At 67.5% G+C, this 14,000-nt stretch carries 14 protein-coding genes and 3 tRNA genes; 7 read left to right on the plus strand and 10 right to left on the minus strand.

All coding sequences use genetic code 11. The features are described from left to right. Positions 1 to 156: 156 nt before the first annotated feature. Positions 157 to 1,605, plus strand: coding sequence for a tetratricopeptide repeat protein (locus ACLSSQ_RS01645; RefSeq protein ID WP_416243614.1), 1,449 nt, complete (start codon positions 157 to 159; stop codon positions 1,603 to 1,605). Here the strand turns inward: ACLSSQ_RS01645 and ACLSSQ_RS01650 are convergent. The 8 genes from ACLSSQ_RS01650 to nifE form a co-directional block, all read right to left on the minus strand. Further along, on the minus strand, positions 1,573 to 1,998 hold the full coding sequence (locus tag ACLSSQ_RS01650; RefSeq protein ID WP_130459793.1) for a nitrogen fixation protein NifQ: 426 nt from the start codon (positions 1,996 to 1,998) through the stop codon (positions 1,573 to 1,575). The two genes, ACLSSQ_RS01645 and ACLSSQ_RS01650, sit on opposite strands and share 33 nt — an antisense overlap. 25 nt (positions 1,999 to 2,023) lie before the next feature. Beyond that, complete coding sequence (fdxB, locus tag ACLSSQ_RS01655) at positions 2,024 to 2,323, minus strand: ferredoxin III, nif-specific (protein ID WP_014235667.1); 300 nt, start codon at positions 2,321 to 2,323, stop codon at positions 2,024 to 2,026. A gap of 21 nt (positions 2,324 to 2,344) precedes the next feature. Next, positions 2,345 to 2,725: a hypothetical protein gene (locus ACLSSQ_RS01660; RefSeq protein WP_014235666.1), complete on the minus strand. Its 381-nt coding sequence runs from the start codon at positions 2,723 to 2,725 to the stop codon at positions 2,345 to 2,347. 8 nt (positions 2,726 to 2,733) lie between these two features. Further along, positions 2,734 to 2,931, minus strand: a complete 198-nt coding sequence (locus ACLSSQ_RS01665) for a CCE_0567 family metalloprotein (protein ID WP_014235665.1) — start codon at positions 2,929 to 2,931, stop codon at positions 2,734 to 2,736. Positions 2,932 to 3,085: 154 nt separating this feature from the next. Then, positions 3,086 to 3,556 (minus strand): NifX-associated nitrogen fixation protein, encoded by a 471-nt coding sequence (locus ACLSSQ_RS01670; RefSeq protein ID WP_416243615.1) that lies wholly within the window; start codon positions 3,554 to 3,556, stop codon positions 3,086 to 3,088. Beyond that, positions 3,549 to 3,977 (minus strand): nitrogen fixation protein NifX, encoded by a 429-nt coding sequence (gene nifX, locus ACLSSQ_RS01675; RefSeq protein WP_416243616.1) that lies wholly within the window; start codon positions 3,975 to 3,977, stop codon positions 3,549 to 3,551. The genes ACLSSQ_RS01670 and nifX overlap by 8 nt, the downstream gene beginning before the upstream one ends. Before the next feature lie 22 nt (positions 3,978 to 3,999). Further along, positions 4,000 to 5,385 (minus strand): nitrogenase iron-molybdenum cofactor biosynthesis protein NifN, encoded by a 1,386-nt coding sequence (nifN, locus tag ACLSSQ_RS01680; RefSeq protein WP_416243617.1) that lies wholly within the window; start codon positions 5,383 to 5,385, stop codon positions 4,000 to 4,002. Then, on the minus strand, positions 5,378 to 6,835 hold the full coding sequence (gene nifE, locus ACLSSQ_RS01685; protein WP_416243618.1) for a nitrogenase iron-molybdenum cofactor biosynthesis protein NifE: 1,458 nt from the start codon (positions 6,833 to 6,835) through the stop codon (positions 5,378 to 5,380). The genes nifN and nifE overlap by 8 nt, the downstream gene beginning before the upstream one ends. Before the next feature lie 240 nt (positions 6,836 to 7,075). Here nifE and queC point away from each other — a divergent pair, with 240 nt between their 5' ends. The 6 genes from queC (at position 7,076) to ACLSSQ_RS01715 (ending at position 9,795) form a co-directional block, all read left to right on the plus strand. Beyond that, complete coding sequence (gene queC, locus ACLSSQ_RS01690) at positions 7,076 to 7,765, plus strand: 7-cyano-7-deazaguanine synthase QueC (RefSeq protein ID WP_130459795.1); 690 nt, start codon at positions 7,076 to 7,078, stop codon at positions 7,763 to 7,765. Further along, on the plus strand, positions 7,765 to 8,871 hold the full coding sequence (locus ACLSSQ_RS01695; RefSeq protein ID WP_416243619.1) for a YeeE/YedE family protein: 1,107 nt from the start codon (positions 7,765 to 7,767) through the stop codon (positions 8,869 to 8,871). The genes queC and ACLSSQ_RS01695 overlap by 1 nt, the downstream gene beginning before the upstream one ends. A gap of 72 nt (positions 8,872 to 8,943) precedes the next feature. Beyond that, positions 8,944 to 9,019 (plus strand) — tRNA-Lys (locus ACLSSQ_RS01700). 60 nt (positions 9,020 to 9,079) lie between these two features. Further along, positions 9,080 to 9,155: transfer RNA gene (locus ACLSSQ_RS01705), tRNA-Lys, on the plus strand. 81 nt (positions 9,156 to 9,236) lie between these two features. Further along, positions 9,237 to 9,311: transfer RNA gene (locus tag ACLSSQ_RS01710), tRNA-Thr, on the plus strand. Positions 9,312 to 9,405: 94 nt separating this feature from the next. Beyond that, the gene (locus ACLSSQ_RS01715; protein WP_416243620.1) at positions 9,406 to 9,795 is read left to right on the plus strand and encodes a flagellar basal body-associated FliL family protein; all 390 of its coding nucleotides are present in this window, start codon (positions 9,406 to 9,408) and stop codon (positions 9,793 to 9,795) included. Positions 9,796 to 9,919: 124 nt separating this feature from the next. Here the strand turns inward: ACLSSQ_RS01715 and ACLSSQ_RS01720 are convergent, their stop codons facing one another. Both ACLSSQ_RS01720 and ACLSSQ_RS01725 read right to left on the minus strand, forming a co-directional pair. Further along, a complete protein-coding gene (locus tag ACLSSQ_RS01720; RefSeq protein ID WP_205229697.1) occupies positions 9,920 to 12,196 on the minus strand; it encodes an NADP-dependent malic enzyme in 2,277 nt (758 codons plus the stop codon). A gap of 228 nt (positions 12,197 to 12,424) precedes the next feature. Beyond that, positions 12,425 to 13,918 carry a cobyric acid synthase gene (locus ACLSSQ_RS01725; protein ID WP_416243621.1) on the minus strand — a complete coding sequence of 498 codons (1,494 nt, stop codon included), beginning with the start codon at positions 13,916 to 13,918 and terminating at the stop codon, positions 12,425 to 12,427. Between the last annotated feature and the right edge of the window lie 82 nt (positions 13,919 to 14,000).

Below are 14,000 nucleotides of genomic sequence, written 5' to 3' on the forward strand. Positions count from 1 at the left end.
GTCCCGCCGCAGCAAGGCCCGCCTCTCCGGCGGGCCTTTGTTTTTGCGGCTTTACATTCTTTTACCGAGGCCGTCAGCTACTTAACGGGGAGCGCCCCTAAATTCGCCGCATCGCCATACTTACGGCGCCCGCCGTCAGGGTCCGCCGCCGCTGCCATGACTTTGCCCCCCATCTCCGCCAGCGCAGCCGCCCGGGCGGAACGCCTCTACCACCAGGGCATCGCCTGTCTGGAAGCGGGGCAGGGGCAGCAGGCGGAAGCGCACCTGCGCCAGGCCCTGGTCCTGGCGCCCCAGCTGACCCGGGCCCGGGCCAACCTGGGTTACGTGCTGGAGGAACGGGGCGCCTGGGCGGAGGCCGAGGCAGCCTACCGCCGCGCCCTGGCGGAAGATCCCGGCCTGGGGCCGGTGTGGCTCAACCTGGGCGGCCTGCTGCTGTCCCGGGGGCGGGCCGAGGAGGCCCTGCCGGTGTGCCTGCAGACCCTCTCCCTGCAGCCCGAATCGGCGGCGGCCTGGGTCAATCTGGGGGCAGCCTGCATCTGCCTGGAGGATTTCGCCCAGGGTGAGCGCTGCCTGCTGAAGGCCCTCAGCCTGGAGCCGGACCGGCCGTCGGCCCACATCAACCTGGCCTACCTGCTGCTGCGCCAGGGGCGCTACGAGGCGGGCTGGGAGTGCTTCGAGGCCCGGCCCTGGTACCGGGAACTGGCGGCCCACACCCATTGCCCGCGCTGGCGCGGCGAGGCGCCGGCGGGGCGCCACCTGCTGGTGCTTTGCGAGGCCGGCCACGGCGACATGATCCAGTTCTGCCGCTACCTGCCCCTGCTTGAGGCCCGGGGCGCCCGTCTCAGCCTGGTCTGCCAGCCAGCCCTGGTGCGCCTCTTCGCTGCCCTGCCGGGGGTGGAACGGGTCATTTCCCTGGCCGACCTGCCTGCCGCCCGGGGCGACTGGGATGCCTGGGTGCCCCTGATGAGCCTGCCCCGCCATTTCGCCACCCGGGTGGACAGCATTCCCGCCGCCCTGCCCTATCTGCAGGCCGGAGCCCCTGAACGCCAGGTCTGGCGGCGGCGCCTGCCGGCGGCAGGCCTGCGGGTGGGGCTGGCCTGGCGCGGCAATCCCCGCTTCGAGAACGACGCCGAGCGCTCCCTGCCCGGGCTGTGGACCCTGGCGCCCCTGGCGGCGGTGCCCGGCATCGCCCTGGTCAGCCTGCAGAAGGGCGAGGCGGAGGAAGAGGCCCTGTGGCCCCCGGCCGGCATGCGCATCGCCGCCTTGGGCTCGGAGCTGACGGACTTCGCCAACGCGGCGGCCCTCATCGCCAACCTGGATCTGGTGATTGCGGTGGATACGGCGGTGGCCCATCTGGCGGCGGCCCTGGGCGTGCCCTGCTGGCTGCTGCTGCCCCGCTACAAGACCGACTGGCGCTGGCTTGATGGGCGCCAGGACTCGCCCTGGTATCCGGGGGTGATGCGCCTGTTCCGCCAGGAGCGGCGGGGCGACTGGGACGAGGTGGTGGCCCGGGTGGCCGGGGAACTGGCGGCCTGGGCTGCCGGTGCAACTCCTGACAGCGGGGCCCCTGCCCTAGAGGTGGGCGCTCACGGAGAGGGTGCCTAGGGCCGGCCCGTCCTCGTTGCCGAAGCACTCGGCCAGATGGGCGCAGACGCCGCAGGAGGGAGCGCGGCAGGCGCGGATCTCGGCCTGTTCGCACAGTTGCAGGTAGAAGAACTTCTTCCAGCGCATATTGCCCGTGTTGCGCGCGAAAAGCCGGGGAAAGTGTTCCCGTAGCAGGTCCGACAGGGCCTGCCGGTGGGGCAGGCCCAGGTCCTGCCACAGGTGGTTGTCGCCGAGGCAGCCCTTGGCCACGGCGGCGGCCAGGGGCCGACTCTCCGGTCCGCTGCCATGGTCGAGCAGGAGGGCCAGCAGGTCCTCGTACTCGTCGTCCCGCGCCCGGGGCAGGCGGGCGAGACGGCCCAGGTCCATCAGGGCCAGGTAGTGGGCGGCGTCCATGGCGGCGGCTCGGGGTGGAACGGGTTCAGGCCTTGGCCGGGGCGTGGCTGATGCACTTCTTGGAACAATTGCGGGCACAGGCCTCGCAGCCGACGCAGTTTTCCGGGTGGGCCACGGTCATGACCTTTTTCTCGTACTCGTCGTCGTCGCCGTCGTCGATGGCGATCAGCTCGCCCTCGTCGTCCATGGCCATGAGGGAGAGCACGTCCCGGCCGCAGGTCTTGAAGCAGCGGCCGCAGCCGATGCACTTTTCGTCGTCGATGCTTTGCACGAAGTTGGGAATCCACTCCACACCGGAGGGCAGGGTGACGCTGAAGACAGACATGATGGCTCCTTGTAGAAAAATTCAGCGGGGCAGGGTGGCGGCCAGGGCGTAGTGGCGCCGCTCCGGGCGGCAGGCGCCGGCGGCGCCGTGCTCTCGGGTGCACACCAGCCAGTTGCCCGCGAGGCGCCAGGCGAACACCGACTGGCCGTAGCAGCGGGCTTCCTGGAAGGCGCCTTCCTCGTCGTCCACGATGGGGGCGGGCACTTCATAGACGTGGTGGTAGAAGCAGTTCTCGCCCCAGCGGTCGAAGCCCATGACCCGCACGCCGCCAGCCTGGAGGTCGGCCTCCCGCTCGAAGCGGATGGGCACCGCGGTACGCCGCCGGTAGTCCGCCGGCAGGTAGCGTTGCCATTCGCGGCGCCAGGAGGTCTCGTCCCGGGTCAGGTCGGGCAGGCGTTCCACGATTCCTCCTAGCCCAGCTCGGCCAGGCGCTGCCGCGCCGCGGTGAGGGCGGCGTAGGCGTCGTGGGTCTTCTGGGCCGTTTCCATGATGTTTTCCCAGTTCACCGGCAGCTCCTCCGAGAGGTCGTGCAGGTTCATCTTCCAGGTCATGGCCTGGGCCGAGAGCTTCTTGATCTGGGCCTTCAGTTCTTCGGGGTTGTCGCTCATGGGGGGATTCCTTAAATCGTTGCCACAGAGGGCACAGAGATCACAGAGGGGATAACATCGCAGCGGAAACGCCGGGGGTTTTGACGATCCGTATTGCCGCCGCTACTGCCCGGAATTTCTCTGTGCTCTCTGTGTCCTCTGTGGCTAAAGCCTTTCAACCGTAATTCGCCACCTCGCCAAAGCGGGCGATCATGGCCACCGCTTCGTTGACGATCTTGTCGCCCTGTTCGGCCAGGGCTTCCAGGGAATCGAAGCCGAAGCGGTGCACGTCCCGGTGGTACTTGTTGAACACAACCAGGCGGCCGGCGATGAGCACCACGCGGCCGAAGCCCTCGTGGCTCATCTTGATCATGGGGGCGCACATCACCTTGCTCTGGCGCTCGATGGCCAGGCCGATGGCGTTGTAGTACAGCTCCAGGCGCCACAGCACTTCCGGGTCCGGGTCGTCGATGATGGGGATGGCCTTGCGGGCCTCCTTGTCCAGCACGTAGGGACCCACCACTTCCACATCGCTCTTGCCGTCCCAGTGGCCGTAGCTGTCCTGGGAACGCAGCTGCTTGACCAGCTCGGAGAGGAAGGGGGAGTCGGCAATGGCAAAAGTTGCGCAGACAGCTGAATCAGACATGGGATTTTTCCTCTTCCAGGGCGTCGTCGAAATTGCGTTCCTGATCCTTCATCAGGGCCTTGCGCAGCCAGGGCGGCGGGGTGGCCTTGAGCACGGCCTGCAGCTTGCCGATGATGGCGGTGATGGGTTCCGGATTGGGCACCTTCACCGGGTGGATCTTCATGTTCACCACCCGGGCCGCCGCCGAGCCGCCAATGGCGGCCACGTACACGATGGCGCAGTCCTGGATGGCTTCCAGCTTGGCTCCCAGCTTGTCCTCGGTGCCGTCCTCCTTCAGGTCTCCCTCGAAGCGGACCACGGTGGCCAGGGCCGAGCTGTCGGCGGTGATGTCGTAGATGGCGATGTTGCGGGCCCAGCCGAAGTGGGCGTCCACCTGTTGCAGGTCCTCGGTGGCGAATGCGACTTTCAGCGGTTTGCTCATGGCGGCACCTTCCTTGGTTGATTCAGTGACAAGCGACAGCCGCCGCACCGTGCGCGCAGCAGGTGCCGCAGCTGGCGGCGGGTTCGGCGGTCGGCCGGAAATCGTCGGGGACGGCTTCGTGCAGGTTTTCAATGAAGACATTGCCCACCTCGAAAATCAGGTTCCGGGTACCCCGGTAGCCCACGCTCACCTTGTGGGCCGCGCCGAGGCGGTCGAAGGTGGGCAGGCCGGAGCGCCAGAAGGGGATGCCCAGCCGCGCCGCCGCCTGGCGGCCGTGGGCATGGGTGATGAGCAGGTCGGCGCCGACGGCGCCCTGCTCGAAGTCTTCCAGGTCGCCGATCAGCACTTCGTCCGCCGGCACCCGGTTGAGGAGCGGGGATTCGGTGCTGGTGACGGCCACCTGGATTTCCGCCCCCATTTCCGTGAGGAAGGTGGTGAGGGCGTACAGCAGGTCCGGCTCGGCGGCCACCGCCACCTTCTTTTTGCCGAAGTGGAAGTGGCCGTCCAGCATGGCGTCCAGCAGCTGGCTGCGCTGGCGCTTGAAGCGGGGCGGCACCTCGGTGTTGGCGATGCGGGAGAGCAGGGCCAGGAAATCGTCGCAGGGCTTCAGACCGGTGAGCCGGTCGAAGACGGCGTAGGGCACGCCGGCGATGTCCTTCAGCTTTGCCGCCGCCGCCCGGCCCTGTTCGCCGATCACCAGGGTGTAGGCCGACTCGCCCATGCTGCGCAGTTCGTCGAGCCGGGTGCCGCCCAGGGTGGTGGGCAGGAAGGTCTCGGGAATGTGGCCGTCCATGGAGCCGGAGAGGTCGGGCAGCACCACCGGGGTGAGGCCGAAGGCTTCGACCATCTCCTTCACCTCCTCGATGTCGCCGGGGGTGAGGTGGCAGCCGGGCAGGATATTCACCTGCCAGGGGCGGCGCACATTCGACGGTTTGGCGATGGTCTCCACCATGCGCAGCACCGCCTTGCCCCAGCCGTCCTGGAAGGCGCCGGCGAAGTCCGGAGTGGAGACGAACACCACCTCCATGTCCGCCAGTTCCGGGTGCTTCTGCCGGATCAGCTGGAGGAAGCCGTCCACATCGTCGCCCTTGGCCTCGGTGATGCCGGTGGAGATGAGGCCCACCAGGGCCGGGGCGGCCCGCTTGTGGATATTCACCAGGGCCTGCTCCACATTCTCCAGGCCGCCGAGGATGGTGGTGACCTCGTTCATGGCCGTGGTCTGCAGGGGAATGGTCTCGCGGAAGTGTTTGACGAAGAGCACCAGGCCGAAGGCGGTGCAGCCCTGGGAGCCGTGCAGCAGAGGCAGGGCCTGGTCCATGCCGAGGAAGGCCAGGGCGGCGCCGATGGGCTGGCTCATTTTCAGCGGATTGACGGCGCAGGCCTTCCTGCTGTGCTTGACCTCAGCCATGGCACACCTCGCCTGCGCATTCTTCCTGACTACAGGACTGCCATTCTTCGAGGTCCTGTTCCCAGTCGGGCCGCTCCCAGGGGGCCGGCTGGCGTACCTGCTGCCACACCGGGTTGTAGAGGGCCTTGTCGATCTCATCCACCAAATTGACGATGCCGTCGTAGCCGGCCAGGGCGTGGTGCCGTTCCTGGTTGATCTCCACCCAGGGGGTCTTGGCCTTCAGCGCCACGAACTGGGAGCGGCCGCCGGAGAGCATCACGTCGGCCTGGGAGTCCCTGAGCATCCGGTACATCTCCCGGGGCGGCAGCTCGTCGAACATGTGGGCATCGGTGCCCATGATTTCCTTCACCTTCTCCCGGTCGTTGGCGGTGGTCTTGCGCATCGAGGTGCCGACGATTTCCATGCCCACTTCCTGCAGGGCCGAGACCACGGACCAGGACTTCACGCCGCCGGTGAACAGCAGCACCCGTTTCCCCTTGAGCCGGGCCTTGTAGGGCTCCAGCCGGGCCCAGGCCTTGGCTTCCTCCCGGGCGATGAGGGCCTCGGCCCGTTCCGGCAAATCCGCCGGGCCGCCCTGGCGCACCAGCAGGGCGCTGATCTTCCTCAGGGCGTCGGACATGTCGGAGACGCCGTAGAAGCTGCCCTCGAAGAAGGGGATGCCGTAGCGCTCCTCCATCTTGCGGGCCACGTTGATGAGGGCCTGGGAGCACAGCATGATGGCCGCCCTCGCCTTGTGGGCCGTGGCGATGTCGTTGTAGCGGCCGTCGCCGGAGATGGTGGCGAGGATGCGGATGCCCAGTTCGTCGAAGAGGGACTTCACCTGCCACAACTCCCCCACCACGTTGTATTCGCCGATCAGGTTGATGTCGCAGGGGGTGGTGTACTCGGGCTCCCGGGTGCCGATGACGTAGTCCAGCAGGGCCTCGCCGCCCAGCTTGTTGCCCAGGTTCTTGCTGCCGACGAAGCCGGGGGCATTCACCGGGATCACCGGCTTGCCGAACTTGGCGGCGGCGGCCTTGCACACCGCCTCGATGTCGTCGCCGATCATGGCCGGCAGGCAGGTCTGGTAGACGAAGACGGCGGGCGGGTCGTACTTGTCGATGATTTCCTTGATGGCCCGATAGAGCTTCTTCTCGCCGCCGTACACCACGTCCATCTCGTTCATGTCGGTGGTGAAGCCGGTGCGGTAGATATGGGAGCCGGAGGAGAGGGTATGGCGCGAATCCCAGGAATTGCCTTCGCAGGCGATGGGGCCGTGCACCAGATGGGCCACGTCCACGATGGGCTGCAGGGCGATCTTGGCCCCGTCGAAGGCACAGCCGCCGGCAGCGGCGCCCGGCGTGAGCTGCTTCTTGCAGCCCGCCTTGCGTTCCTTCTCGCCCTTGGCCTGGTTGGTGGCGCAACCCGGCTCTTCCAGGACACTGGCCACCTTCTGTTGCAATGCGCTCATGTCGGCTCTCCTACAATTTTTCTTTTGTGAGCCTTAAGTAGCAGGTTTGGTGCCAGTGCCCGGCACTGCCCCAAAGTGCTTGTTTTTGCTGCCTCGTCAGGGCCGTGGCGGCGTCGTGGGGCGTCTTCCTGTCGGTTTCGCGACAGCCCCGGGGCGCTTCTTGTTGCACTTGGCACCAGCCCGGCCGGACCGGGGGCCAGCCTTTATACCGGCCCCCGCTCGCGGTATATTTGCCCGCCTATGACTGACATTCGCCCTGCCATCGTCCTGCTTTCCGGCGGCCTGGACTCCGCCACCTGCCTGGCCATCGCCAAGAGCGAAGGCTTTGCCCCCTACTGCCTGTCCTTCGACTACGGCCAGCGTCACAAGGCCGAGCTGCAGGCCGCCGCCCGGGTGGCGGCTGCCCTCGGCGCCAAGGAGCACCGCGTGGTGCGCCTGGATATCGGCCAGTTCGGCGGCTCCGCCCTCACCGACAGTTCCATTGCCGTGCCCGTCGAGGGCGTCCAGGCCGGCGGCATCCCCGTCACCTATGTGCCGGCCCGCAACACCGTCATGCTCTCCTTCGCCCTGGCCTGGGCCGAGGTGCTGGGGGCCAAGGACATATTCGTCGGCGTGAACGCCGTGGATTATTCCGGCTACCCGGACTGCCGCCCCGAATTCATCGCCGCCTTCGAACGCATGGCCAATCTGGCCACCAAGGCCGGGGTGGAAGGGGCCGAGCTGCATGTGCATGCGCCCCTGATCGACCTCACCAAGGCCCAGATCGTCCAGCGCGGCACCGCCCTCGGTGTCGATTACGGCATCACCGTCTCCTGCTACCAGGCCGACGACGAGGGCCGGGCCTGCGGCGTCTGCGATTCCTGCCGCCTGCGGGCCGAAGGCTTCCGCGCCGCCGGCCTGGCCGATCCCACGCCCTACCGTAGCGCCTGATGGATAGCCTGCCCGATCTGCCGCCCCTGCTGTGGCTGGCCGCCGGCCTCGGCGGCCTCTTTGGCGCCGTCGCCCAGCGCACCTGCTTCTGCACCATGGGCGCGGTGTCCGACATCGTGAACATGGGGGACTGGAACCGCATGGGCATGTGGCTGCTGGCCATGGGCACGGCGGTGCTGGGTACTGCCGGCCTGCAGCTGGCGGGCCTCATCGACGTGGCCAATTCCATCTACACCGCCCCCCGCCTGCTGTGGGCGTCCCACCTGATGGGCGGCCTGCTGTTCGGTATCGGCATGGTGCTGGCCTCGGGCTGCGGCGCCAAGACCCTGGTGCGCCTGGGGGGCGGCAATCTCAAATCCCTGGTGGTGTTCCTGGTCATGGGCCTCACCGCCCTGGCCACCCTTAAGGGACTGCCGGCCCTGCTGCGGGTCGGCCTGCTGGATGTCCTGGCCGTGGATCTGTCCGCCCCGGGCCAGGACCTGCCCCGGCTGCTGCAGCCTCTCCTGGGCCTGCCGCCGGCCACGGCGTCGGCCCTGGTGGCCGGCAGTGTCGGCGGCCTGCTGCTGGCGGCGCCTCTGCTGCGCGCCGACTTCCGCCAGGCCGAGTACATCCTCGGCGGTCTGGCCATCGGCGCCGCCGTGGTGGGCGGCTGGTTCCTCAGCGGCCATCTGGCCTTCGTCGCCGAACATCCCGACACCCTGCAGCCGGCCTTTCTCGGCACCAACAGCGGCCGCATGGAGTCCCTCACCTTCGTCGCCCCGCCGGCCTACGCCCTGGAACTATTCGCCACCTGGAGCGACGCCAGCCGCAAGCTGACCCTGGGCATCGCCACGGTGCTCGGCGTCGTCGCCGGTTCCGCCCTGGTGGCCCTGTCCCGCCACAGCTTCCGCTGGGAAGGCTTCCGCGATGCGGAAGACACGGCCAGCCACCTCATCGGCGCCGTCCTCATGGGCTTCGGCGGCGTCACCGCCCTCGGCTGCACCGTGGGTCAGGGCCTCTCCGGCATCTCCACCCTGGCCCTGGGCAGCCTCATCACCACCCTGTCCATCATTGCCGGCGCCTGGCTGGCCCTGCGCCTGCAGTACCGGCGCATGCTCAACGAATAGCCCGCCCACCCGCATCAATCCCGGGTTTGACAGGCCCGGGGGTGCCACCTATAATTCGCGCTCCGTTTTTGCGGGTCGGTAGCTCAGTCGGTAGAGCAGCGGACTTTTAATCCGTTGGTCGCGAGTTCGAATCTCGCCCGACCCACCAGCCTCTGGAAAAAAGAGGTGTACAAACGGAAGTAGGGCGGCTATAATGCGCCCCTCATTCGGGTTGTTAGCTCAGTTGGTAGAGCAGCGGACTCTTAATCCGTAGGTCGAGTGTTCGAGCCACTCACAACCCACCAGATTCAGGTAAAACGGCCTCCGCTAGGGGGCCGTTTTATTTTGCAGGGCTGCCGTTTTCTCGCTGGCGGCCCGAATGTGTGGCCCATGTAGCTCAGTGGCAGAGCACTCCCTTGGTAAGGGAGAGGTCGGCAGTTCAATCCTGCCCATGGGCACCATCCTTTCCGGTGGCGCCAAGGCGTCCGCAGCGCGCCCCGTCCGGGGCTATTTTTTTGTCTTGAGCCGGTGCAGGTTTTCTCTCCAGGGGAAGTCATGAAGATGATTGCGCGGAGTTGCTCTGTCCTGTTGTGCCTGTTCGCCTTCCTGGCGGCGCCGGCCTTTGCCAATGAAGGCGGCGGCGGGGTGGCGGCGGAGCCCCTGCGTTTCGTCGTCAATCTCGCCGGCAGCGGCCGCATCCTGCAGGTGGACATGGTGTTCGAAGTGGCCCACGCCGAGGTGGATGGGACTCTCAAGGCCATCCGTCCCAAGGTGCAGCACAAGCTCATCATCCTGCTCTCCTCCGAGCAGCCGGAACAGCTGCTGACCCTGGAGGGCAAGAAGGTCCTGGCGGAAAGCATCCGCGACGTCCTCAACAAACTCCTCGACGAGACGCCCAAGAGCGGCGTCAAGGAAGTGTTGTTCACCAACTTCATCATCCAGTAGGCGAGTCCGCCTTCCTGGTCGCCAGGGCCGCTACAGGCGGTGCCGGGCGGCAAGAAAAAAGCCCCGGGGCCTTGCGGCCGGCGGGGCTTTTCTTTTTGGCCGGGGCTAGCCCGGCCGTTGCGACTCAGCGCTGCTTCTTTGCATCCACCACGGCCAGGGCCGTCATGTTCACCAGGCGGCGCACGGTGGCGGTGGCGGTCAGCACGTGCACCGGCTTGGCCACACCCATGAGGATGGGGCCGATGGTGACGCCTTCGCCGCCGGTCATCTTCAGCAGGTTGTAGGAGATGTTGGCGGCGTCCAGGTTGGGCATCACCAGCACGTTGGCCTCGCCCTTGAGGGGGGATTCCGGATCGGACTGCAGGCGGATTTCCTCGGACAGGGCGGAGTCGCCGTGCATTTCGCCGTCGATCTCCAGGTCCGGGGCCTTGGCCCGGGCGATGTCGGCGGCTTCGGACATCTTGCGGGCGGAGGCGGACTGGGAGGAGCCGAAGTTGGAGTGGGAGAGCAGGGCCACCTTGGGGGTGATGCCGAAGCTGCGCACGGTCTCGGCGGCCATCACGGCGATGTCGGCCAGCTGCTGGGCGTCCGGGTTCTCATTGACGTGGGTGTCGCAGAGGAACAGGGCCCGGTTGGGCAGCAGCAGGTGGTTCATGGCGGCCAGGGTGTTGTGGCCGGCGGCCTTGCCGATCACCTCTTCCACCTGGCGCAGGTGGTGGGCGAAGCGACCGCTCATGCCGCAGATCAGGGCGTCGGCGTAGCCGAGCTTGACCAGCATGGCGCCGATGATGGTGTTGTCGGAGCGCAGGCGCATCTTGGCGATGTCGATGGTGACGCCGCGACGCTTCATCAGCTGGTGGTAGGCGCTCCAGCATTCCTTGTAGCGCTCGTCGTAGTTGGGGTTCACCACTTCGAAGTGCTCGCCGGCCTTGAGCTTGGAGCCGATCTTCTGCAGCCGGGCTTCGATCACTTCCGGGCGGCCCACCAGGATGGGCTTGGCCAGGCGCTCTTCCAGGATCACCTGGATGGCGCGCAGGACGCGCTCGTCCTCGCCTTCGGCGTAGATGACGCGGCTGGCTTCGCCCTGCTTGGCGGCGGAGAAGACGGCGCGCATGCCGACGCCGGTGTGGGTGTTGAATTCCTTCAGCTTGTCCCGGTAGGCGTCCATGTCCACGATGGGACGGGTGGCGACGCCGGATTCCATGGCGGCCCGGGCCACGGCCGGGGCGATGATGGAGATGAGGCGGGGATCGAAGGGCTTGGGAATCAGGTACTCGGGGCCGAAGGTCAGCTGCTGGCCCTGGTAGGCCATGGCCACTTCGTCGCTGACTTCTTCCTGGGCCAGGGCGGCGATGGCCTTGACGCAGGCCAGCTTCATTTCCTCGGTGATGCGCTTGGCACCCACGTCCAGGGCGCCGCGGAAGATGAAGGGGAAGCAGAGGACGTTATTGACCTGGTTGGCGTAGTCGGAGCGGCCGGTGGCGATGATGGCGTCGGGACGGACTTCCTTGGCCAGTTCCGGCATGATTTCCGGGGTCGGGTTGGCCAGGGCGAAGATCAGCGGGTCCTTGGCCATCTGCTTGACCATCTCGGGCTTCAGCACGCCGGCGGCGGAGAGGCCGAGGAAGATGTCGGCGCCGACGATGGCGTCGGCCAGGGTGCGGGCGCTGGTTTCCTGGGCGTAGCGGGCCTTGGTAGCTTCCATCTTGGCGTCGCGGCCGACGTAGATGACACCCTTGGAGTCGCAGACGGTGACGTTCTCGCGCTTGATGCCCAGCTCGCACCACAGGTTGAGGCAGGAGATGGCGGCGGCGCCGGCGCCGGAGCAGACCACCTTGACGCTGGCGATGTCCTTGCCGATGACCTTGAGGCCGTTGAGCATGGCGGCGGCGGAGATGATGGCGGTGCCGTGCTGGTCGTCGTGGAAGACGGGGATGGACATGCGTTCCTTCAGCTTCTCTTCAATGTAGAAGCATTCGGGGGCCTTGATGTCCTCCAGGTTCACACCACCCAGGGTGGGTTCCAGGGCGGCGATCATGTCGATCAGCTTGTCCGGGTCGTTCTCGGAGATTTCGATGTCGAAAACGTCGATGCCGGCGAATTTCTTGAACAGGCAGCCCTTGCCTTCCATCACCGGCTTGGCGGCGAGGGGGCCGATGTTGCCCAGGCCCAGCACGGCGGTGCCGTTGGTGACCACGCCCACCAGGTTGCCGCGGGAAGTCATTTCGTCCACGGCGTTGGGGTTGGCGACGATTTCCTCACAGGCGTAAGCCACGCCGGGGGAGTAGGCCAGGGCCAGGTCCCGCTGGTTGGTCAGACCCTTGGTGGGGCGAACGGCGATCTTGCCGGGGGTCGGCAGGCGGTGATATTCGAGCGCTGCTTCGCGCAGATCCTTTTCCATGACTTAACTCCTGGGGAGCCGCGCGGGCTCCCGGGCTTGCTGTGAAAAATAAAAGAGCGGAAGTATGCGGGTTTTTCCCAATGGACGCAAAGAGCGGTTATCCACAACTGCTTGTTGCGGCACAGCATTTTTGCCTCGGGAGGCGGACGGCAAAAGCGCGAAAAATCGCTGCCGGGAACGTCGCCGCTGACGGGGTGGCGGCCGCTGCCGGCAGCCACCCCGTCAGCGCTACCAGGGCTGGCCGGGCAGGGCGGCGCGCCACTTGTCCCAGTCGATGGCGGCAGCGGTGGCGTCGGCCAGGCGGTTGAGGTCCGCCTCGCGCCGGGCCACCGGGTCCACCGTCTGCGCCGGGGCGAAGCCCGTGTCGGCACCGGCCCAGGCCAACAGGGCGGCGAGGGCCTCGGGCTGGTCGAAGAGGCCGTGGCAGTAGGTGGCGAGGATCTGCCCGTCCGCCGACAGGGCGCCGTCGGGGCGGCCGTCGGCGAAGATGGCGGCGGGCCGCTCCAGGGCCGGGCCGTGGCTGACGCCCATATGGATTTCGTAGCCGGCCAGGGCCGCGTCCCCGGGCAGGCACAGCCGGCCGCTCACGTTGCGCAGCTGCTTTTCCGCCGCCAGGGTGGTTTCCAGGTCCAGCAGGCCGAGGCCGTCGGCGGAGCCGGGGGCGCCTTCCAGGCCGAGGGGGTCGTGCAGGCGGCGGCCCAGCATCTGCAGGCCGCCGCAGATGCCGATGACCTTGCCGCCGTAGCGCAGGTGGCGGCGCAGGGCAGTGTCCCAGCCATGCTGGCGCAGCCAGGCCAGGTCGGCCTGGACGCTCTTGGAGCCGGGCAGGACGATCAGGTCCACGTCCTGGGGCGGCGCCTCGTTGGGGCCGATGAAGCGGAAATCCACTTCCGGATGCAGGCGCAGGGGGTCCAGGTCGTTGTGGTTGGAGGTGCGCGGATAGACAGGCGCCACGGCCCTGAGACGGCGGCCCTGGCTGGGACCCGCATCCAGGCTGGTGCGCGCCACGGCATCCTCCGCGTCCAGGTACAGGCCGTGCAGGTAGGGCAGGACCCCCAGAACGGGTTTGCCGGTGCGGGCCTCCAGCCAGTCCAGTCCCGGCTGCAGCAGGCTGATGTCGCCGCGGAAGCGGTTGATGAGAAAGCCCACGGTGCGCTGCTGTTCGCTCTCCGAGAGGAGCGCCAGGGTGCCCACCAGATGGGCGAAGACGCCGCCCCGGTCGATGTCGGCCACCAGCACCACCGGGCAGTCCACCGCCTCGGCGAAGCCCATGTTGGCGATGTCCCGGTCCCGCAGGTTGATCTCCGCCGGGCTGCCGGCCCCTTCCACCAGCACCGCCTCGTATTGGTCGCAGAGGCGGCCGTAGGATTGCAGCACCGCCGCCATGGCCCGGGGCTTGTACTCGTGGTAGTCCCGGGCGTTGAGGTCGGCCACCGCCTGGCCGTGGATGATGACCTGGGCGCCGGTGTCGGTATTGGGTTTCAGGAGTACCGGATTGAAGTCGGTATGGGGCTCCAGGCCGGCCGCCAGGGCCTGCAGGGCCTGGGCCCGGCCGATCTCGCCGCCGTCCACGGTGACGGCGGAATTCAAGGCCATGTTCTGGGACTTGAAGGGCGCCACGCGCACGCCGCGCCGGTGCAGCAGACGGCACAGGGCCGCCACCACGGTGCTCTTTCCCGCGTCCGAGGTGCAACCCTGGACCATGAGGGTGGGCTTATTCATTTAAAATCCGCTCTTTCGTGCCAGGACGATGCAAAAGCGCCGGCACTGTTGCCCGGTCGGCCGGCCGCTCTGTGCGGCCCCC

Source organism: Azospira sp. APE16, from assembly GCF_047901315.1.
GTDB classification, from domain to species: Bacteria; Pseudomonadota; Gammaproteobacteria; order Burkholderiales; family Rhodocyclaceae; genus Azospira; species Azospira oryzae.

Coding starts and splice junctions, on each gene's coding strand:
- ACLSSQ_RS01645 (WP_416243614.1), top strand. CDS start 157: ATGACTTTGCCCCCCATCTCCGCCAGCGCAGCCGCCCGGGCGGAACGC.
- ACLSSQ_RS01650 (WP_130459793.1), bottom strand. CDS start 1,998: ATGGACGCCGCCCACTACCTGGCCCTGATGGACCTGGGCCGTCTCGCC.
- fdxB (WP_014235667.1), bottom strand. CDS start 2,323: ATGTCTGTCTTCAGCGTCACCCTGCCCTCCGGTGTGGAGTGGATTCCC.
- ACLSSQ_RS01665 (WP_014235665.1), bottom strand. CDS start 2,931: ATGAGCGACAACCCCGAAGAACTGAAGGCCCAGATCAAGAAGCTCTCG.
- ACLSSQ_RS01670 (WP_416243615.1), bottom strand. CDS start 3,556: ATGTCTGATTCAGCTGTCTGCGCAACTTTTGCCATTGCCGACTCCCCC.
- nifX (WP_416243616.1), bottom strand. CDS start 3,977: ATGAGCAAACCGCTGAAAGTCGCATTCGCCACCGAGGACCTGCAACAG.
- nifN (WP_416243617.1), bottom strand. CDS start 5,385: ATGGCTGAGGTCAAGCACAGCAGGAAGGCCTGCGCCGTCAATCCGCTG.
- nifE (WP_416243618.1), bottom strand. CDS start 6,835: ATGAGCGCATTGCAACAGAAGGTGGCCAGTGTCCTGGAAGAGCCGGGT.
- queC (WP_130459795.1), top strand. CDS start 7,076: ATGACTGACATTCGCCCTGCCATCGTCCTGCTTTCCGGCGGCCTGGAC.
- ACLSSQ_RS01695 (WP_416243619.1), top strand. CDS start 7,765: ATGGATAGCCTGCCCGATCTGCCGCCCCTGCTGTGGCTGGCCGCCGGC.
- ACLSSQ_RS01715 (WP_416243620.1), top strand. CDS start 9,406: ATGAAGATGATTGCGCGGAGTTGCTCTGTCCTGTTGTGCCTGTTCGCC.
- ACLSSQ_RS01720 (WP_205229697.1), bottom strand. CDS start 12,196: ATGGAAAAGGATCTGCGCGAAGCAGCGCTCGAATATCACCGCCTGCCG.
- ACLSSQ_RS01725 (WP_416243621.1), bottom strand. CDS start 13,918: ATGAATAAGCCCACCCTCATGGTCCAGGGTTGCACCTCGGACGCGGGA.